16 protein-coding genes, 1 tRNA gene and 1 pseudogene are annotated in these 20,029 nt (G+C 56.8%); 7 read left to right on the plus strand and 11 right to left on the minus strand.

What is annotated here, in order from left to right; all coding sequences use genetic code 11:
* Positions 1–95: 95 nt before the first annotated feature.
* From LIO64_RS05690 to dinB, 3 genes and pseudogenes are all read right to left on the minus strand, one after another.
* Positions 96–1,733: a GDSL-type esterase/lipase family protein gene (locus LIO64_RS05690; protein ID WP_290548471.1), complete on the minus strand. Its 1,638-nt coding sequence runs from the start codon at positions 1,731–1,733 to the stop codon at positions 96–98.
* A gap of 116 nt (positions 1,734–1,849) precedes the next feature.
* A pseudogene (gene msrB, locus LIO64_RS05695) lies at positions 1,850–2,260 on the minus strand (peptide-methionine (R)-S-oxide reductase MsrB); the annotation flags it as partial.
* A gap of 180 nt (positions 2,261–2,440) precedes the next feature.
* Positions 2,441–3,520 carry a DNA polymerase IV gene (gene dinB / locus LIO64_RS05700; protein WP_290548473.1) on the minus strand — a complete coding sequence of 360 codons (1,080 nt, stop codon included), beginning with the start codon at positions 3,518–3,520 and terminating at the stop codon, positions 2,441–2,443.
* 567 nt (positions 3,521–4,087) lie between these two features.
* On the opposite strand from dinB, the gene LIO64_RS05705 reads away from it, so the two are divergent.
* A complete protein-coding gene (locus LIO64_RS05705; RefSeq protein WP_290548474.1) occupies positions 4,088–4,345 on the plus strand; it encodes a hypothetical protein in 258 nt (85 codons plus the stop codon).
* A 242-nt stretch (positions 4,346–4,587) separates the two neighbouring features.
* Here the strand turns inward: LIO64_RS05705 and LIO64_RS05710 are convergent, their stop codons facing one another.
* Complete coding sequence (locus LIO64_RS05710; protein WP_290548475.1) at positions 4,588–5,541, minus strand: GNAT family N-acetyltransferase; 954 nt, start codon at positions 5,539–5,541, stop codon at positions 4,588–4,590.
* A 1,276-nt stretch (positions 5,542–6,817) separates the two neighbouring features.
* On the opposite strand from LIO64_RS05710, the gene LIO64_RS05715 reads away from it, so the two are divergent.
* Both LIO64_RS05715 and LIO64_RS05720 read left to right on the plus strand, forming a co-directional pair.
* A complete protein-coding gene (locus LIO64_RS05715; RefSeq protein ID WP_290548476.1) occupies positions 6,818–7,234 on the plus strand; it encodes a hypothetical protein in 417 nt (138 codons plus the stop codon).
* 42 nt (positions 7,235–7,276) lie between these two features.
* On the plus strand, positions 7,277–7,576 hold the full coding sequence (locus LIO64_RS05720; protein WP_290548477.1) for a helix-turn-helix transcriptional regulator: 300 nt from the start codon (positions 7,277–7,279) through the stop codon (positions 7,574–7,576).
* A 23-nt stretch (positions 7,577–7,599) separates the two neighbouring features.
* Here the strand turns inward: LIO64_RS05720 and LIO64_RS05725 are convergent, their stop codons facing one another.
* The 6 genes from LIO64_RS05725 to LIO64_RS05750 all read right to left on the minus strand — a co-directional run bounded on the left by LIO64_RS05725 (position 7,600) and on the right by LIO64_RS05750 (position 13,342).
* A complete protein-coding gene (locus LIO64_RS05725) occupies positions 7,600–7,848 on the minus strand; it encodes a hypothetical protein (protein ID WP_290548478.1) in 249 nt (82 codons plus the stop codon).
* Between the two features lie 224 nt (positions 7,849–8,072).
* Positions 8,073–8,147 (minus strand) — tRNA-Arg (locus LIO64_RS05730).
* A 174-nt stretch (positions 8,148–8,321) separates the two neighbouring features.
* Positions 8,322–9,434 carry an ABC transporter permease gene (locus LIO64_RS05735; protein WP_290548479.1) on the minus strand — a complete coding sequence of 371 codons (1,113 nt, stop codon included), beginning with the start codon at positions 9,432–9,434 and terminating at the stop codon, positions 8,322–8,324.
* A 4-nt stretch (positions 9,435–9,438) separates the two neighbouring features.
* A complete protein-coding gene (locus tag LIO64_RS05740) occupies positions 9,439–10,545 on the minus strand; it encodes an ABC transporter permease (RefSeq protein ID WP_290548480.1) in 1,107 nt (368 codons plus the stop codon).
* Complete coding sequence (locus tag LIO64_RS05745; protein ID WP_290548481.1) at positions 10,542–12,305, minus strand: ATP-binding cassette domain-containing protein; 1,764 nt, start codon at positions 12,303–12,305, stop codon at positions 10,542–10,544. The genes LIO64_RS05740 and LIO64_RS05745 overlap by 4 nt, the downstream gene beginning before the upstream one ends.
* Positions 12,302–13,342, minus strand: coding sequence for an efflux RND transporter periplasmic adaptor subunit (locus tag LIO64_RS05750; RefSeq protein WP_290548482.1), 1,041 nt, complete (start codon positions 13,340–13,342; stop codon positions 12,302–12,304). The genes LIO64_RS05745 and LIO64_RS05750 overlap by 4 nt, the downstream gene beginning before the upstream one ends.
* A 115-nt stretch (positions 13,343–13,457) precedes the next feature.
* Between LIO64_RS05750 and alaS the strand changes: the two genes are divergently transcribed.
* Positions 13,458–16,286 carry an alanine--tRNA ligase gene (gene alaS / locus LIO64_RS05755; protein WP_290548483.1) on the plus strand — a complete coding sequence of 943 codons (2,829 nt, stop codon included), beginning with the start codon at positions 13,458–13,460 and terminating at the stop codon, positions 16,284–16,286.
* A gap of 34 nt (positions 16,287–16,320) precedes the next feature.
* Entirely contained in the window at positions 16,321–17,145 is an 825-nt protein-coding gene (gene pssA / locus LIO64_RS05760; protein ID WP_290548484.1) for a CDP-diacylglycerol--serine O-phosphatidyltransferase, read from the plus strand.
* Between the two features lie 276 nt (positions 17,146–17,421).
* Here pssA and LIO64_RS05765 read toward each other — a convergent pair whose 3' ends face one another.
* Positions 17,422–17,937, minus strand: a complete 516-nt coding sequence (locus LIO64_RS05765; RefSeq protein ID WP_290548485.1) for a hypothetical protein — start codon at positions 17,935–17,937, stop codon at positions 17,422–17,424.
* A gap of 64 nt (positions 17,938–18,001) precedes the next feature.
* Here LIO64_RS05765 and folP point away from each other — a divergent pair, with 64 nt between their 5' ends.
* Both folP and LIO64_RS05775 read left to right on the plus strand, forming a co-directional pair.
* Positions 18,002–18,841: a dihydropteroate synthase gene (gene folP, locus LIO64_RS05770; protein ID WP_290548486.1), complete on the plus strand. Its 840-nt coding sequence runs from the start codon at positions 18,002–18,004 to the stop codon at positions 18,839–18,841.
* 7 nt (positions 18,842–18,848) lie between these two features.
* Positions 18,849–20,029 (plus strand): YfhO family protein (locus LIO64_RS05775; protein ID WP_290548487.1); only part of this gene is annotated, 1,181 nt, incomplete at its 3' end.

The following is a 20,029-nucleotide window of genomic DNA, read 5'->3' on the forward strand; positions in this document are numbered from 1 at the left end:
GGCGACATTACAGGAAAGTCAAGCTAATCCCCCCTGTTCCACGGTGCCGGGAAAAGAGGTGGTGAAAGAGGGTGTTTTTTATTGATGGAAAGAGGTTATCTGGATACAGAAGTTTCCCGATGCACTCCGGGTTCCCCGCTCCTGCGAACGGATTTAAGGATAAAATCCACAATGGGGGCCGGGTCCGGCAGGCTGTGGGGATGATGGCCTGCTCCCGGTTTATGAATTACCTGAATGCTGCCGCCCAGGGCACGGTATTTCCGTTCCACTACGGCCATATTTTCCTCCAGGGGAACCACGTCGTCCGCATCCCCCACCACGGCGAGGACCGGGATGCGTGCCTTGGCCAGCGGAGCCAAGTTGTTAACGGGGCTCAGCTTTCCGGACAGGGCTTCCTTTTCCGTGACGCCGTAAACGCCCAGCAGGCGGAGCCAGTCTTCCGGGGAGCCTTTACCTTTTCCCTGGCCGCCGGGCCAGCTCGCTATGTCGCAAACGGGGGCGTCCGCATAAATAGCGGCTACCCGTCCGGGGTGCAGGGCCGCCCAGTTAAAGGAAAACAGGCCGCCGCGGCTGAATCCTTCCAGTACCGTTTTGGGAGACAGGCGGTAGTCCCGGACCAGCGTTTCATAAAACGTGTCCATGATTTTCATGGCGCAGGGTGCGCCGTACATGTTCTGTACGTCCACGTAAGCTACATGGAAGCCTTCCTTCAGAAGGGCCACGTCAGCCTGGGGGGCGTGGCCGAAGAATTCCTGCCGCCATATCCACGGCCGGTTTTCCGCCGGGATCCTGGGAAGAACAAGGGTGGCATTCCTGTCCTCTACCTTGAATTGAATAGAAGGGAAACCATTCCATTCCGAAGCGTTCACCCCCTCCCGGAGATATGGAAGGACGGCGACGGGAACGCCTTTGGGGATGCCGGGCCGCTGATGCCCTGTTTCCGTAAGCCACGCCAGTTTATGGAGATGATGCCTTTCCTGGATTTTCTTGAAATCATCCCCCTCCGGAAAGCGGACGCTGGCAGGCGCGCGCAGAATGGCGGCGAGGGGCGGCCAGACGGCCCTGGCAATCATGACGTGCCCTTCCTGGCCGGGATGCACGCCGTCCCCTGCATAAATAAACTGGGGGTTCTTTTTTTTCTCTTCCCTGATTTGGCGGGCAAGTTCCGGACGCATGTCCACCACCTTCCAACCGTCTTTTTTCCGGCTTACCAGCCAGGCGGCATAGGTATCCAGCACTTGGTTGTAATGGGCCGAATCCTTGTCCGCAGTATCCGCCATGTAGAGGGGAGGGGTAACGACGATGAGCTGGGCCCCGGCGTCTTCCACACGTTGTTTCAGACGTTCCATGCCTTTTTTAAAGGCATGGAAGGCGGCTTTGGAAAAAGGCTGCATCATGCCGTCGTTCATGCCGTAGCAGGCAATGATGAGGGTGGGCTTGTATTTGGAAAGAATGGAGTCCAGCCGGTCATGGAGGCAGGGACGCGGAAAGGCGCCTCCGGCATGGCCCGGCTCTGACAGGCCGGAAACCGTTTCACTGGGGAGGGCCATGCTGACGATTTCCGCATGACGGTAGGCCGGTGTTTGCCGCAGGGCTGATTCCACAAGGGAGGGCCACTGTCCCGAATAGGGAATACTGTCTCCCAGAATGGCTATTCTGGGTTCTCCTCCCATGGCTTGCGCCAGAAAAAGGGTCAGCAGGACCGGGATGATGCGCAGAGGGATCATGCTCATGATCCCACATTACGCGGGCATGGAAATGAATATTTCAGTGCCGCGTTTCTTCCTGCCGGTTCTTTTCCGCGGTGCAGGCGTCAATAGGGAGTCTCCGCCATGGCCGGCTGCAACGCTGGCTGGAATTCCAGGGAGAGGGAATTGACGCAGTAGCGCGTATTTTTCGGCGTCAGGCGTTCTCCGGTGAAAATGTGTCCCAAATGGGCTCCGCAGTGGGCGCAGGTGATTTCCGTGCGCCGTCCCTGGCCTGATTGAATGCTTCTGACGGCACCCGGCAGGGAATCGTCAAAGCAGGGCCAGCCGCATCCGGCGTCGAATTTATCTTCCGACCGGAACAGGGGTTCTCCGCATTTGCGGCAGGAATAGGTGCCCTGCTCAAAGCAATTGACGAATTCCCCGGAAAAAGGCGGTTCCGTTCCCTGATGCTCAATGATGCGCTTTTCGGTTTCCGTGAGAGGGCGGCGCGTTTGGGAAGGGCCGGGATCAGGCACGTCCTGGGAGGCGGGAATTCCCCCGTCCACGGCCATGACTCCTGCCACTCCTTCGGCAATCGTTCCTATCCATGATGTCCAGTTTTTCCGTTCTTCCTGATTCATACGTAGCTATGACCGGGTCAGAGCGGATTTCGCTCATTCATACGACAATATCTTGTGGATAAGGTGGATTTTAAGGGAAGAGGTCTGAAAATATGGGACTCTGTGGGAGGATTAGTAATCCAGGTCCAGCCAAAGCTGTTCCCAGATTCCTTTCGGCTGGTCTTCCCGGGGGTGGGAAACGGACAGCCCCAAAAGGCGGAAGGTGCGGTCTCCGGAATCCAGGTCTTCCATCAGGGTCCGGGCCAGGGGCAGGATGTCCTCCTTCTCCGTCAATGGCTCCGGCACGGTCATGCTGCGGGATTTCTGGATGAAGTCCGGGAATTTGACTTTCAACGTGAGCGTGTTTCCGCGGAATCCGGCACGCGCCAGGCGTCCCGCCAGTTCTTCCGTCAGCAGGGGGATGTGTAGTTCCAGGGCTTTTTCCTTGGTGACGTCTTGCCGGTAGGTTTCTTCACAACCCACGGATTTGCGGATGCGGGAAGGCTCCACGGGGCGTTCGTCCATACCGCGGGCGAAGTTGTAGAAAACGCCCCCTATTTTTCCGAAGTGCCGGACCAGGAATTCCAGACTCCGTTCCCGTAGCTGGGCCCCGTTGGTGATGGAAAGCGCGCGCATGCGTTCCGCGGTGGCGTGGCCGACGCCCCAGAAGGCCTCAATGGGAAGCCGGGCAATGAATTCCTCGGCACGGGAGGGATGAATGGTAAAGAGACCGTCCGGTTTGCGGTAGTCCGAGGCGATTTTTGCCAGGAATTTATTGTAGGAAATGCCTGCGGAAGCTGTGAGGCGCAGTTCCTGCCTGATTTCCCTTTTGATGCGCCGTGCAATGTCAACGGCCAGGGGAATGCCCGGCTTGTTTTCCGTGACGTCCAGAAAAGCTTCATCCAGGGACAGAGGTTCCACCAGATCCGTGTAACGGTGGAAAATGGCGCGGATTTGGGCGGAAACGGTTTTGTACACGTCCATCCGGTTGTGGACGAAAATGAGCTGCGGGCAGAGCTGGAGCGCCTTCATGGAGGGCATGGCGGAACGTACGCCAAAGCGGCGCGCTTCATAGCTGGCCGCCGCCACTACGCCGCGCATTTCCGGCCTTCCCACGGCGATGGGCTTGCCGCGGTACTCGGGGTGGTCCCTTTGTTCTATGGATGCGTAGAAGGCATCCATGTCCACATGGATGATTTTTCTCTGTTTCATGGGTGCGCTTCACAGCTCCCGTTGAAGGGGGGATCTGGAAAAAATGGCAGGACGCATCCTAACGCAGTTTGTCCTTCAAGTCCAGTTGGACGGGGAAAAGAAAGGACTGGAAGTAAAAGAAGGGAGGATTTTGGAAAACGCGGGAAAATGGGAAATATTTCCCGCTGAAGTAGACTTTTGCGAAAAGGGTGAGTTTCTATTTTTGCAGCATGATAGAAGGGTTTAAGGAACATTTGTTTAACCGATTCATCATTTGTTAGTTTAGTTATCCCTATGGATAACGATATGTTCCATTCAGCAGGGGTGATGCCCGATGTACGGGAACGAGACAGGAAAGATCCGTCAGGGAAACACCACGTGATGAGAAATAAGGGAGATGAAAACGTTCTCCATGGAACCCTCATGCGCTCCTCTTAATGCGCCTTCATTTTCTGTTGCGCCCGAATGCGTAAAGTAACGCCAATAGTACAGGGATGAGAGCAAGGTTTTCTTTCCAACGAACGGATTGTCATCCGTGGAATCCATTTGTTAAATGATTAGATCGGGATAGAATATCAGAGCGAGGATATGAAGAAGTATTTTTCCGGAGAAAAGATTGAAATTGGCGACCATATTACGACCGATGGCGGCGAGGATCAAAACATGATCATGAAATTCATAGACAATCCCAGGGACAGGGATGATTATGGCCTTGATTGTTTTGGCGTTTTGATGTCCAGCTCTCAAACGGGAGGAATCATCTTCGTGTCATTTGATGACGTTTGTTCGGAAGATACCAAACTGATTCATCGAAAGACAAGTAATGATCATTTGATAGAGATATGAGTCGTCATGAACATTTTTTGACGGATGAAAAAATGATGGTTCTTTCCTCGTTGCCCCATTCTTTGGGGAAAATGATGGCGGCATGATCTGCTTTCTGTCCGTTCAGCAGGGGATGACGCCGTGCTTCATCACGGGGGTAAGAGATGTTTCTCCCGGAAAGGATGGTCTTATCGTTGTTTTGAAAAGCATTCACCGTTCCGGGCCTTGTCCGGCAGTACTGGCGGCGGAGAGTGAATGGTCCATTATAAAAGCTCCAATTCCATTTGAATATTGACTCTTTCGTAGGACGGGCGATATACCGCGACTTCCTTGAATCCTACTTTCCTGTATAGCTGAATGGCCGGACGCAACAGGGTATTGCTTTCCAGAAAGATTTTTTTGCATCCCAGTTCCTTCGCCTTTTGGATGACGGCCCGGCACAGCTGCATTCCAATGCCTTTTCCCTGGGCTTGGGGGCTGACGGCGAGTTTGGCCAGTTCATACTGGTGAACGGGATCGTCCTTTTTGCACAGGGCGCAAACACCGACCGGTTCTTCCCTGTAAAGCGCGACAAAAATATGACCGCCCTTGTCCAGAATGTGTTCCTGCGGGTGGTCCAGTGCATGATGGTCGGGGTTTTCCATCCGCCAATGCGCCGTGATCCATTCTTCATTGAGCACTTTGAAAGCGGCCTGGTAACGGGGGGCGTAGGGGACGATGGCTACGTCCCTGCCTTCCCGTTCTTTTTTTGCTTCCTTCACCCGCTCAAGCAAGGTTTTTTCCGCCAGCAGGTTTTCCCATTCTTCAATGGCCCGCCACAAATCGTTTTTGGTTTGCCGGGAAATTTGTTCCACGGCGGCTTCCACGTCGGGATATTGTTCCGCCATGACATCAGACATTTTTTTACCCTTGGCGGACAGCATGATCAGGTTTCTCCTCCCGTCAGCCTTATCCTTCTTTTCTTTCACCAGGCCCTTGGCACCCATTTCTTTGACGATGTTGCTGACTGACGGATGAGAGTGCCCGATTTCCTTGGCAATGGAGGTGATGGTTTTTGCCTCCCCCCGGGAGAGGACAAAAAATACGGGGAACCATTTAGGCCGGATATCCACGCCGTACATCCGGAAGATCAGGGCAGCGTCATTCGTTATTTTATCCGTCAGCATCCGCAGCCTGCTGCCGATGGCCATTTTGCCTGTCTGGTTGAAGAAATCCATATTCCCGGCTTTTTGTTGTTAAAAACGTAACTGATTACGTAATTAATTAGATAATTTGCCGGCGAATGTCAAAAATTTTTTTGCAGAGGCCATCCCGCATAAAGTGTTGCATCGTTCTTTTGAGCTTGGTCCGGAGCAGATACGGGTGCCGTAAATCAAACGAAGATCGGGATGATTAGGGGAGAGAAAGGGCGTTTGCCTGCAATGCCTTGAATCGGACGGCAAGCTTTCCGTAAAGTGGCAAGCGTGGGAATGCCGTTACGACTATATGGGAAGCGTGTGAAGAAATCCGTTTATGGGAGTGAACCCTCGTTGCAGGCAAACGCTTCCTGTAAGGTGGGTCCTGCAAGAACGCGTCAAATTCTTACCAGGGGAAGAAGGGGCATGCCTGCTGGCTCATAAAGTTTTACTATCCTTTCAGTCAATAACCATAGGGTACAAACCAACGAGAACACTATGGATCCTAAAACCTATGAATCATCTTGGTTATCAAGCAGAACTTGCTTTTGATCTGCACTTCAATACGAATTTTGTTTAAAGCTTTGATTCAATCTATTCAAAAAATACATAGAAACTTGTAAAAAAGGATTAGGATAGATGAATCAAGTAATCTCTGACCTGTTCCTTAAATAGAAACTTTTTTCTTCCGCCGGGCGCAAATGCAATCAGTACCCCGTTTTCAACCATGCGTTCAACGGTGCTCCGGTGAACATGCAATATCTTTGCGGCTTCGGAAACGGTAATTGTTTTTCCTCCGGCGTACTGTTTGGCAAGGTCGGAGGCTCGGCGTTAGAAGTCAGCAGAATGCCGGTCAATCATGTCAAGTGCGTCGTCCATTCCTCCCCATAGACACACCCCGGGAAGGCTGTCACGTTTGCAGGGGCTGGGCATCATTGGCATTCTGTGCACCTCTTTCCGGCCCGTGTCATACGCTGTGCATGCTTTTCCAGAGAAGAACAACAGGGCAGGGGAAGAGGCAAAAAGCTTGTTCCGGGGGTGGAACAGGAAATGGAACATATATAACATATTATATTTAATATAATAGATATATATAAATAGAGGTGTCCCATTGTTCCGCCTGTATAGGGGTACAATGATGTTCCGGGGCGTGTTCCATTCCGGGGAACTAATGTCAGTCAACGACACAAAAAAGAAACCCCGGTCAAGAACCGGGGTCTATGGTTGGGTATTCCAGGCTTCCGCCTCAAATTACTGATTTAGGCTAAGAGGATTCGCGCCGCATCAGTTGCCAGACAGAACTTGAAGGTAAGTGCAGATGGCAAAAAGGATAATAAAAAAACGTCTTGCTACATATTCCATTTTGGAATATAGTTTGCTTATGGGTCAATGGATGCTCCAACATTCAGAACAGTTTATCCGGGATATGAAGCGGTTGCTCAAACGCTATCCGCGGGAAACAAAGCAGATGCTTCTCAACCTGGACATCTACAAGGATGAATTGGAGACGCACAACAATCCGTTGTTGCTCACGCACTTTCCCTTTGTCCATCGGGAAACGTCCGGATGTCACGCTATCACTCAACAGCCTATCAAATCCGTTGCTCAAACACGCCTTTATCTATATGCCTATGTAGTTGATTCCACCATCTACGTTCTTTGCGCCGGCGATAAGGCCAGTCAGCAGGCGGACAACAACTATTGCAGAAACTTCATCAAGCAACTGGACCGATAAAAAACAATGAAAACGAACATTCGCACAAAGAAAGAGGGAAGCATGAAAGACCTCTTGAAAGCTATTGACCCGGCACTTCCGGGGGAAATTGAGGAAATGAAGAAACGCCGCACCATCAGCGTGATGCTCACCCGCATGCGTATCAAGGCGGGAATGACTCAAGCGGACATGGCGCGGGCCATGGGGTGCACGCAATCAAGAATCTCCAAGCTTGAAATGAGCGAGAACGACAAGATTACCTTGTGGGACATCATGCGCTATGGACAAATCACCGGACAATCAACCGTTCACGGGAACCCGGAAACAGACCGGCGCGTGGTCATCGAACTTGCCTTTGCGTAAGCAGTAAATCAGAAGGCTGTTTGTTACAAGACAAGATGGTTCATGGCCGCAATGTCAGGGTGGAAATAAACACGGTCCATTTTTTCGCTATCGTGTCCAACGATGGTTCTGCACAAGTCAGGGGAAACTCCCGCAAGACGCAAGGCTGTTACAGCCGTAGCCCGCAAGCTATGAAAGCTCAATTCCGCTTGTTTTCTTCTGTTTCCTTGAAGTGAACTTTTATCTATGTTTTCAATGAATCCATGTTGTTTTAGGAGTTCATGAAAATCCATGGAAAGCTTGCCGCATGTATTCCCTGCTTGCGTGTGCCTCATAGCCGCCATGGGAAAAACGTATTCACTGACCACTGGAAGTCATGAGATGTACCATTGAATGAATGGTACATGTTCCGTTCGGTGTACTATCATTTTATGAAATAGTATGGAGCGGAATGGAAGCAAGAAATGAAAAACCCTTGCAAAATCAAGGGTTTTGCAAGGGTCTAAAATTGAAAATCTGGTAGGCCCGGTAGGAATCGAACCTACATCGTCGGTACCGGAAACCGATGTCCTATCCATTGAACGACGAGCCCATGTTCCCAAGGAACGAGAGAGATAGAATAGAAAAACCGGGCTGGATGCAAGTATTTTTATGCAGGTGACGGGATTGGAAGGCTGGGGAATATAAAATATCAAAGACGAAAGATCAAAGACCGGGCAGGATCCTCTCCCGGGGGACGAGGATTGTGGAAACTGGCGGGGGGAGGTTAGGAAATTTTGTGATGGAAGGAGAAGATGGCGGCGAGGACGGCCCCGGCGGCAACGATCACGATGGCTCCAAAGAGGGGCCACAGGTCCATGAATCCCGCCCCCTCCAGGAAGATGCGCTGGATGAGTTCCAGGCCGTACCGCATGGGGTTGAGCAGGGTGAGGTCCTGAAAGAATTCGGGCATGCTGGAGATGGGCGTGGCGAATCCGGAGAGCATGACCGTGGGAACGACAAGCAGGAAGGTTCCCACGATAGCCTGTTGCAGGGACCGGGAGAAGGAGGAGATGCACAGGCCGATGGCCGCTCCCGTGGCGATGAAGAGCAGGATGGCCGTGGAAAGAAGCCAGATGGACCCCTGGAAGGGGATGCGGAACCAGAACATGGCTACCAGAACCACGAAGACGCCCTGCATGATTCCCGTGATGACGGTGGCTATTCCTTTCCCGAGTAGGATTTCCCCCGGATTGTACGGGGCTACCAGCAGCTGGTCAAAGGTGCCTTCCTCCCGTTCACGGGCGATGGAGAGCGCGCCGGAGAGGACGGAGTTGATCAGCACGAGCACGGCAATGAGGCCCGGGACGATGAACCAGCGGGTGATGAGGTTGGGGTTGAACCATGCGCGCGATTCTATCTGCACTGGGGAGGAACCTCCGCTTTTGGCCGTCAGGTCCGCTCCGAAGGTGGCGGCGATTTGCTGGGCGTAGCTGAGGGCGATGGCCGCTGTGTTCGTGTTGCGGCCGTCCGCAATGAGCTGGAGGGAGGCGGGACGCCCCGTCTGGAGATTGCGGGAAAAGTCCGGGGGAATGGTGAGCCCCACGACGATGTTACGATTGTCAATCAGGCGGTCGATGTCTTTTTCCGTGGCCGCCGTGGCCTGCCTCCGGAAGATGCCCGTACCCTCCAGGTCTGCGATGTACTGGGTGGCCGCCTCCCCGCCGTCCTTGTCCAGAACGGCGTACGGAACCCGGGTGACGTTCATGGTGGCGGCGTAGCCGAAGATGCCTATCTGGATGATGGGCGGGATGATGAGGGCCATCCGGCTTTTTTTGTCCCTGAGGACGGCCAGCAGTTCCTTTTTGACGAGGGAGGTTATTCTTACAAGGAAGTCCATGGCGTTATTCAAGGGATTTGGGGGCTTTCAGCCGGGCGATGCCCATGAGGACGACGGCAAACACGCCCAGCGTGATGCAGCACGGAATGATGACGGAGGGGATGTCCCCGGCCAGGAAGAGGGTCTGGAGCAGGGTGACGTAGTAGCGGGCCGGAATGAGGTAGGTAATGGCCCGGACGGCCGGAGGCATGTTGAGGATGTCGTACAGGAAGCCGGAGAGCATGAGGGCCGGCATGAAGGTGCCCATGATGGCGAATTGGCAGGCCAGGAATTGGTTCTTCGTGGCGGTGGAGATGACCAGGCCCAGCCCGAGGGCCACCACCAGGAACAGGGCGGAGACCGCGAGCAGCAGCAGGAGGGAGCCGCGGATGGGGATGTCAAAGACGAAGGCGGCGAAGACCATGGAGATGGCCAGGCTGACCATGCCCAGCAGGAAGTTGGTGGCCGCCTTGGCGGTGAGGATTTCCCCGCTGCCCACCGGAGTGACAAAGAGGCTTTCCAGCGTGCCCCGTTCATATTCCCGCGCCATGACCAGGGAGGTGAGCAGCGCGCCGATCATGGTCATGATGGTGACGATGACGCCGGGAACCAGGTAGTAGTGGCTGTCGTTGGCTTCATTGAAGCGGGTGCGCGCCTGTACTTCCAGGGCCGGGGCGGACTGTCCCGGCAGTGAGGCCGCCCAGGAGCTGACGACGGACTGGAGGTAGTTGCGGATGAGGGTGGCCTGGTTGGCGTTGACGCCGTTGACTACAATCTGGATTTTCGTGATGCCTCCGTTGAGCGTGTCCGGGGCGTCGCTTTGCAGGGCGATGAAGGCGTCCGCCTGATGCGTGCGCAGCCGTTCTTCCGCCTCCCGGGAGGAGAAGACGCGCGTGGTCTGGAAGTATTTGGAGAGGGTGAGCCGCGTTTCCAGATCAGTGGATTGGCTGGAGGCCGGGACGGCCAGGTACGCAATGCGCACGTTTTTGATGTCCATGCTCATGCCGTAGCCGAAGAGGAGCAGGAGCACGGCGGGCAGGATAACGGCAATGCCCACATTGCCGGGGTCCCGGAGCACCTGGTGCAGTTCCTTGACGATGAGGGCGCCTATTCTTTTGAGGGAGGCGATCATGATTCTTCCCCTCCCTGTTTCATATGTTCCTCCGTGATGGCCAGGAAAGCGTCTTCCAGGGAGGCCGGGGATCCGTCCTCACGGGGCGGGGCATGTTGGCGTATTTCATCCGGGGAACCTTCCGCCAGCGTGGTTCCGTCCATCATGATGAGCATGTTGTCGCAGAATTCCGCTTCTCCCAGGAAGTGCGTGGTGATGATGATGGTAACGCCCTTTTCAGCCAGTGAGTTGATGCGCAGCCAGAAGTCCCGCCGGGCCAGCGGGTCCGCACCGGAGGTGGGTTCATCCAGAAAGAGGATGTCCGGGGAGTGGAGCAGGCCGCACGCCATGCTAAGGCGCTGCTTGTAGCCGCCGGGCAGGTGGGCGGCGGGGGCGTTCATGTACGGGGTAAGGTGGAATTCCTCCTCCATGGACCGGATGGCTTCCTGCCGTTCCTTTCCGGCCATGCCATAGGCCCCGGAAAAGAATTCCAGGTTCTGCCGGGTGGTGAGCGTACCGTACATGGAGAATTTCTGGGCCACGTATCCCACTTTTCTGCGTGCCCGGGCGGCGGCGGTCCTCAGGTCCGCCCCGGCCACGTTGAGCGTGCCGCCGCTGGCGGGCAGCAGGCCGCAGAGCATGCGGAAGGTGGTGCTTTTACCCGCTCCGTTGGGGCCCAGCAGCCCGAAGACCTGCCCCATGCGGACGGAAAAACTGACGTGGTTGACGGCAATGAAGTTGCCGAATTTCCTCACCAGGTCCGTCACCTGGATGACGGTGTCCCCGGTTTCCGGCGGCTCCGGCTCCGGCGTTCCGGTGGGGACGGGAACGTCCTGCGGAGTGAGGTCCATTTGTCCGGACAGCAGGGTCATGAAGCCATCGGAAAAATCCGGCTGCCCCGGTTCCGGGCGGTATTCCTCCAGTTTTTTCCGGGCAGGATGGTCCGGGGGTACGATGATGCGGACGGTGTTTCCCTGGGGGGTGGCGTTGATGATGCCGGGCAGTGCCGCCAGCCTGCTCTGGAACTGGCGCGCATGGAGGCCTTCCGGCGTGCGCACGGTGACGCACATGCCTTCCGCGCGGGCGATGACATCCGCGGGCGGCGCATCCATGAGCAGGCGGCCCTGATACATGATGAGGGTTCTGTTGCAGTAGGCTGATTCATCCATGTAGGAGGTGCTGACCAGGACGCCCACGCCTTCGTCATGGGAGAATTGCCCCAGAATGTTCCACAGCTCCCTCCGGGAGAGCGGGTCCACTCCTACCGTGGGTTCGTCCAGCAGAATGAGGGGAGGGGAGGAAATCAGGGAGCAGCACAACCCCAGCTTCTGTTTCATGCCGCCGGAAAGCTTGCCGGCCAAACGTGTGGTGAAGCGTTCCAGGTTGGTCATGGAGAGCAGCCTGCGGAAGCGTTTGTCCCGGTCCTGTCCGGAAACGCCGTGCATGCGGGCGTAAAGCTCCATGTTTTCCCGGACGGTGAGGTCCTCGTAAAGTCCGAATTTCTGGGGCATGTAGCCGATGGAGGCCTGGATGGTCCGGCTTTTTTTCACGGAGTCCAGATTCAGGACGGAGATGGAGCCCTCGTGCGGTTTCATCAGGCCGGTGACCAGGCGGATAAGGGTGGTTTTTCCCGCCCCGTCCGGCCCCAGCAGCCCCACGATTTCCCCGGCGGAAAGACGGAACGAGACGCCGTCCACCGCCGCAAAGGGAACGCCCCCCGGATCCGGAAACATTTTGCGGACGTTCCGGCAGTCGATCAGGGGCTGGGGGTCAGCGTTCATGACCGGGGCTGTTCCGGAGGCTGCTGTCCGGCTGTCTGGTCCAGCGGAATGATGACCGTGGCGGGGGCTCCCAGGCGCAGACGGTTGTCCGGGTCATCCACAATGATGCGCACTTCATAGACCAGCGCCGTTCTGAGGTCCGGCGTTTCCACGTTTTTGGGGGTGAATTCCGCCACGGAGGAGATGAAGCCCACCGTTCCCTTGAAATCCGTATCCGGGAAACTGTCGTTGCGGACGGTGGCGGAAAAACCGGGTTTCACCTTGCCAAGCTGGGATTCCGTCAGATAGGCCCTGACCCATTTGGTGTGGTTCAGGGAGAGGTTGTAAACCGGTTTCTGCGGGGAGGCCATGTCCCCTTTTTCCAGAATCCGGTTGCGGACGACGGCGTTGCCGGGGGCGTAGAGCACGGCGTCTTTCAGGTTCTGTTCCCTGATGGTCAGGTTGGCTTTGGCCTGGTTGTACTGGGCCAGGGACTGGGCGATGTCTTCCACGCGGGAGCCGGCCAGCAGCAGTTCCAGCTGTTTTCTGGCTACGTCCAGATTGGCGGAGGCCACGTGTTCGGAGGCTACGGCGTCGTCCGCTTCCTGGCGGGAGATGGATTTGGTTTCAGCCAGCGCCACCAGCCTCCTGCTGCGCAAGGCGGCGTTGTTCAGGGTGGCTTGCGCCGCCTGCACGTTTGCCCGCGCCTGGGCTATTTCTTCCGTACGGGGGCCGTTTTTGACGCGGAGGTAGTTCTGGCGCGCGGCTTCCGCCGTTTGCCGCGCTTCATCCACGGCCTGCTGCAGGCGCACCGTTTCCAGCGTGGCGAGTTTTTGGCCGGGGACGACCGTGTCTCCCTCATCCACCAGCACGGAATCAATGCGTTCGGAGATCAGGAAGGCCAGATCCACCTGGCGCAAGTCCACATTGCCGTAAAGAACGGCTTCCTGCTCAGGCTCTGACGGGGTTTCCCGGTAAATGAACCAGGCTGCCGCTCCTGCTGCACCAAGAAGAATCAGGAGAATCACCAGCTTTTTCATGTCTTTATTTATACGCATGTATAATTTATTACAAGTAAAAATGAAGCCGGCATGACGAGGAAGGAATTAGCGGTTTACTAACGGGATAAGAACGGGCATAATCCGGCGACTTTTACTTTTCCAATTGATTGATATGATGACCGCCACCGAGATACGTCAAAGTTTTCTGGACTTTTTCCGCGAGAAACAGCACACGGTCGTGCCCTCCGCTTCTTTGATGCCGCAGAGCCCCGGTTTGTTGTTTACAAATGCCGGCATGAACCAGTTTGTTCCGTATTTCCTGGGCGTGTGGACTCCGCCGTGGACGCCCGCCCGCGCCACGGACACCCAGAAGTGCATCCGCGCCGGTGGCAAGCACAACGATTTGGAGGATGTGGGGTATGATTCCTACCATCACACGTTTTTCGAGATGCTGGGGAATTGGTCCTTTGGGGATTATTTCAAGAAGGAAGCCATTCAATGGGCCTGGGAACTGGTGGTGGAACGGTGGGGGTTCCCGGCGGAGCGCCTGTACGCCACGGTGTACGCTCCGGACAAGAGCAAGGGAGATCCCGGAGAGTTTGACCAGGAAGCCTGGGATTACTGGGCGGAGCTGTTCCGTTCCCGCGGGCTGGACCCGGAAGTGCAGATCGTGCACGGCAACGTGAAGGATAATTTCTGGATGATGGGAGAGACCGGTCCCTGCGGCCCCTGTTCCGAGCTGCATGTAGACCTGACCCCGGAGGGGAATACGAAGGGGAGCTTGGTGAATAAGGATTCCGACCAGTGCATTGAGATCTGGAACCTGGTGTTCATCCAGTACAATGCGGAGAGCGACGGCTCCATGCGCAATCTTCCGGCGTGCCACGTGGATACGGGCATGGGCTTTGAACGTGCATGCTCCATCATGCAGTGCACGAACGGGTTCAAGGATTTTTCCCGCAAGCCGTCCAATTATGCCACGGACGTGTTCCGACCCCTGTTTGACCGCCTGGAAGTCCTGAGCGGCCGGAAGTATGTGGACGTTTATCCGGCTCCCGGTTCCAAAAGGGTGGGGGCGCAGGATGATGCGCTTCAGGAGGCGATCGCCTTCCGCGTGATTGCCGACCATCTGCGCACGCTCAGTTTTTCCATAGCGGACGGCATTCTGCCGGGCAACAACGGCCGTAATTACGTGCTGCGCCGCATTCTGCGCCGCGCCGTGCGCTACGGACGCCGCCTGGGGTTCACCCAGCCGTTCCTGGCGGAACTGGTGGATACGCTGGTGGCTTCCTTTGGCCAGGTATTTCCCGAACTGTCCTCCCGCTCCGCTACCGTCAAGGAAGTCCTGACCCGTGAAGAGGCCAGCTTCAATGAAACGCTGGACCGCGGCCTGGAATTGTTTGATGCGGAAACGGCTTCCGCCGGAAAGGTGAGCGGCGAGTTTGCCTTCAAGCTGTATGATACGTACGGCTTCCCCATTGACCTTACGGCCCTGCTTGCGGAGGAACGCGGCCTGGAGATTGACATGGAGCGGTTTAACAGGCTGATGGAGGAACAGCGCGAGCGCGCCCGCGCCGCCCGCAAGAGCGAGGTGGTCCGCGCCCTGGATTTGAAGACGGACGCCGTGACGGAATTCACGGGGTATGATGTGGATGAATGCTCCGCCACCGTGCTGGAGGTGAGCTGCCAGGGGGATTCCCTGTTCATCATTACGGACAAGACTCCGTTTTATGCGGAGATGGGTGGCCAGGTTTCCGATGCCGGGTTGATTGAGATCGGCGGGGACAGCTACCATGTGGTCGCCGTCCAGCAGGTCGGTAATGCCCGCGCCCATGTGGTGGAAGCCCGGGAAGGGCTGGACGTAAAACCCGGCGACCGCGTGCATTTGAGCATTGACGCGGAACGCCGCCGCCGCGTGGAGGCGCACCATACCGCCACCCATCTTCTTCACTGCGCCCTGCACCAGGTGGTTAGCCCGGATGCGGCCCAGCAGGGTTCCTTCGTTTCGGAAGACCGCCTGCGCTTTGACTTTAACAGCGGCGCCGTTGCGCCGGAGCAGCTCCGCCTGATTGAAGAGAAGGTGAACGGCTGGATTGAGGCTGCCCTGCCGGTGTACTGCACGGAACGCGCCTATGCGGACGTGAAGGGCAATTCCGCGATTGCCCAGTTCTTTGGGGACAAGTACGGGGACGTGGTGCGCGTCGTCCAGGTGGGCGGCAGCAAAAACGTTCTGGACGGCGTTTCCATGGAGTTCTGCGGTGGAACGCACATTGCCAATACGAAGGATATCGGCCTGTTCAAGATTAAAAGCGAAGGGGCCATCGCCTCCGGAGTGCGGCGTATTGAGGCCATGACGGGAGATGCTGCCCTGGAAATGATCCGCCAGCATGTCGTCGCCAAGAGCCTGGAAATCGCCAAGGCGGTGGAAAAAATCAAGGAAGTCAATTATGAGCTTGGGGACATGGGCCTGGAGCAGGTTCCGGTTCCCACGATTGAAGGCAAGCCGGGGTTGTCCGCCCTGGGGGCTTCAGACATCAGGACGGTGAATGATTCCCTGGCCCGTTTTGACGCCAGCGTGGAGCATTTCAAGCAGACGGCGCTGGATGCGGAGAAAAAACTTAAAAAAGCCCGTGCAGGCCAGTCTGCCGCCAAAGCGGACGCCCTGCTGAATGAATGGCTTTCCGATGATCCCGCTTCCCTGATCCAGGTGGCGGAAGGAGCCGGGGAATTGCTTCAGGAATTGTTGAACGGACTGAAAAAACGCCAGTATGCGGGCGCCGCCTTCCTGCTGTGCGTGGATAGTTCATCCTTGCTCCTGGGCGCTTATTGTGGCAAAGATGCCATTGCGGACGGATTGTCCGCCGGAGACATGATCCGCGAGGTTTCCGCTCTTGCCGGAGGCAAGGGGGGCGGCCGGGCGGATCAGGCCCGCGGGTCCGCTCCGCAGGATGCCGATCCCCAGGCGCTGGCGGCGGCGGCCCGCAACATCATTAACGGGTAAGCCCCAAGCGGGGCGTCCCCACTGGACACCGATCATGGATAAAAAGATTTTTCCGGAGGAACCTGAGATTCCCATTTTGCCGAATCTGTTTACGGCGGGGAATCTGGTGTGCGGGTTTTTCGCCATTCTGACGATTTTTGAAGGAATCAACCAGGCGGACAGCGATGCCGTGGCGGCCTTCTCCTATTACCAGAATGCCACTTTCCTGATTTTCGCGGCGTGCCTGTTCGATTTGTTTGACGGCCGCATTGCCCGCCTGCGCGGGCAGGACGGTCCCTTCGGCCGGGAATTTGATTCCCTGGCGGATATCGTTTCCTTTGGCATTGCTCCGGCGCTGCTGGTAGCCAAGGCCGTCCTGTTCCAGCTTTCTCCGCCGGAGGTGGGCTGGGGCATAGGCATCCTGTACCTGCTCTGCGCCGCCCTGCGCCTGGCGCGGTTCAACTGCATGGCGGCCGCTCCCCGGAAGGAAGGTCAGAGCAGCGATTTTGTGGGGCTGCCCGTTCCGATGGCGGCGGGAGCCGTGGTTTCCACCATGTACCTGGTGATGTACCTGGCGGGAAGGGCTCCGAATGGCGCCATGGACCTGGGCGTGTTCAAGTACGTGATTGCCCTGGCGATGGCCGGAGTATCCGTATTGATGATGAGCCGGGTGATTTATCCCAGCTTCAAGCATATCAACATGCGTACGCGCGGAACGATGTACGCGATCGTGTTCATTGTGCTGACGGTCATCTGCATTCTCAAATTCCCGTGGGTGATGCCCGCGGTCATTTTCTCCATTTACCTGCTTTACGGGCTGGTGCGTCCCTGGGTGGCTCGCCGCTGGCGGAACAAGCTGGAAGCCAGCGATGGAGAATAGGGGCGCTTTTCATGGAAAGGCCCTGAATCCGTTGCCGTGTCTGGTGCGCGATGGATCAAGGGGATTGTAACGGGAACCCGGCAGGTTCTGGAGACGGGCTTGCCTTTCATGCAGAGGCTGTCCTTGTAAAAAGGGAACGTTCACCTCGGAACCTTCATGTTTTTCCCATGCCGCGTGCAACAAAACCGGCCGCTCATCACAGGGACGGCGGCCGGCTGGAAAGCGGAACGGTCGGCAGGAGCAAATGATGCGCAGGCCTTCCCGATGTTCCGGACCTTACTTGTTCTTCTTTTTAAAATCGTCGGCAAAGGGGTCCTTTTCCGGAGCGGTGGGGACGGCATGCTTTTCCATGTCCTTGGTGGTCTTGACCAGCGTGATGCATACAGGTTTGCTGCGGTTGCCCATGGCGTCATACGTGTAAAGGAAGCGGCGCACGAGTTCCTTGGTTTTGGAATCAAACATCTGCTCCTCTCTCAGGTTGGCGCTGCCGTCGTAACCATAGCGTACGAAAAAGAGTTCGTTCTTCTGGCCGTCGAAGATCAGGCAGGAGCGCAGTTCTCCAAAGGGCCCCCTGGTGTAAAGGGTGACGGAAACGAGAACATTGTGGGCGTTGTAAGTTAGCTTTTTCATTCCCTTGCCGTTCCCGGTCTTTTCAAAATAGCTGCGTGAACCATCCTCGTGCCTGACCGTGCGGGAGGATGCGGTCTGGACATTGAAATCGTCCTGGCTGGCCGCCAGGGCTCCGGCCGTCATGACCAGGGGAACGATTAAAAGCAAAGGCAATATTTTCATGATGAAAAAAGTGTTTCTGACTCATTAAAGTGATGTATAGTGCCTTTGACAAGAACGTAATTAGATGAACTGGCTTGTAAGGCGAGACATATTGAATGTGGAACGCGGCGGCGTGCTGATGGGCATTGTGAATGTGACTCCGGATTCCTTTTCCGACGGAGGGCGTTTTCATACGCTGGAACGGGCCGTCTCCCATGCGAAGGAGCTTGAACGGCAGGGGGCTCTTATTCTGGATATCGGGGGAGAATCCACCCGGCCGGGGGCCGCGGAAGTTTCCGTGGAAGAGGAACTGGGCAGGGTGCTTCCTGTGGTGAGGGAACTCCGTTCATGCACGGAAGCCGTAATTTCCGTGGATACGCGCCATGCCGCCGTAGCCGCAGCGGTATTGGAAGCGGGCGCGGACGTGATCAATGATATTTCCGGATTGCAGGAGGAAGGCATGGCCGAACTGTGTGCGGCGGCGCGCTGCGGCGTGGTGGTGATGCACATGCAGGGCAGCCCGGAGACGATGCAGGACGCCCCTGTTTATGGGGACGTGGTGCGGGAGGTGCGCGGCTATTTTGAGGAACGTTATGATTTTCTGCTGGGCTGCGGGCTGATACCGGAACAGATTTGCTGGGATCCCGGCATCGGCTTCGGCAAGACGCTGGAACACAATCTGGCCCTGCTGTCCAATATGGACAGGTTGCAGGTGGCGGATCGTCCGGTGCTGCTGGGCCTTTCCCGCAAGCGCATGCTGGGCGCCATTCTGGGTGGGACGGGGCAGGGGCGTGCGCCGCTGAGCACCGCCGTGATGACGGTGTGGGGCCACTTGCACGGCGCCCGGATTCACCGCGTTCATGACGTGGCGGAATGCGCGCACGCTCTGCGGCTGGTCCAGGCTGCTGAACCGTTTGTCCGCTGATTAGTCCATGGAACCTGCTTCTTCCCGTCCCGTATTTACGTCTCTGGCGTCCATGGCGTTCGCTTTTGCGGCGCTGTTCCTGTTTCTGTCCATCCGGGGGATTTGGCCGCTTGGCGGCCATTTTCTGGAGTACATGGATAACGGCCAGCTGGTTTATCCTACCTTGAAGTACTATGCGTCCGCCCTGACGTCCGGCATGGGCGACGGGGCCTTTTTCTACGATGTCAATGCAGGGGCGGGCATTCGCGTGAGCCCCACGCTGCCCCACCAGCTGCTGGTTCCCTCCACCTGGATTGCCGTAGCCATGGGGAACTCCTTCCTGTTGAAAGACATGGTCTGGGTGATGCTGGTGGACGTGGGCTGCATCTGCCTGACGGCTTCCTGGTTCCTGAGGCGCGTGTTTCCCTCCCTGCCCGTATGCTGGACCGTGCTGCTGACGGCGGGATACGCCCTGGGCGGATTTTTCCAGACCAAGTACGGATTCATGCAGTTCCTGGATCATGCGGCTATGTTCCCCCTGTTTGCCCTGGGCCTTTACCGGCTGGTGAACGGGGAGAGGGGCTGGCTGTACGCCGTTGGCCTCTTTCTGCTGGCTACCTCCCTGTACAGCGCTTTTATGGCGGTCGTGATCGGCTGGTTGTTCGCCTGGGCCTACACGCTGCCCTTGAAGGGAACGGAGGAGCGCCGCGCCCGGCTGGCCCGCGTGTTCTGGTACACGGCGGCGGTGACGCTGGCCACCTGTTATTACTGGCTGCCGATGATGGACATGAGCAGGGATTCCATGCGTTCCCTGTTCATCACTCCTCCCACGTTTTTTGAACTGCTGTGGCCGTTTGATCCGCCCAAGTTCCTGGAACGCCTGTATTCCTGTCTGCCGGGAATGGCTCCCGCCGCCCTGGCCGCCGTGTATCTGACTGCCGTATGGAGGAAATCCGTGCCTGCGGACAGGGGTGAGCGGCTGTTTCTGCTTCTGCTGGCGGCTTCCATCCTCCCCGTGTTTATAGAACCTCTCCATCGTGCCGCGCATCTGTGGAGTTATGTGGACTTCCCGGTCCGGTTCGGGTTCATCCCCAATCTGGTGGTGGTCACATTCTGCGCCTGGATTCTGTCCGGCAGGAGGATGCCGGGAACGGTGGGGCGGAGCTGGGGCTGGGGGGCGTGCCTCGGTCTTCCCGCCGCGGCTTTTGC

It is taken from the genome of Akkermansia sp. (assembly GCF_020860705.1).
Taxonomy (GTDB): Bacteria; Verrucomicrobiota; Verrucomicrobiia; order Verrucomicrobiales; family Akkermansiaceae; genus Akkermansia.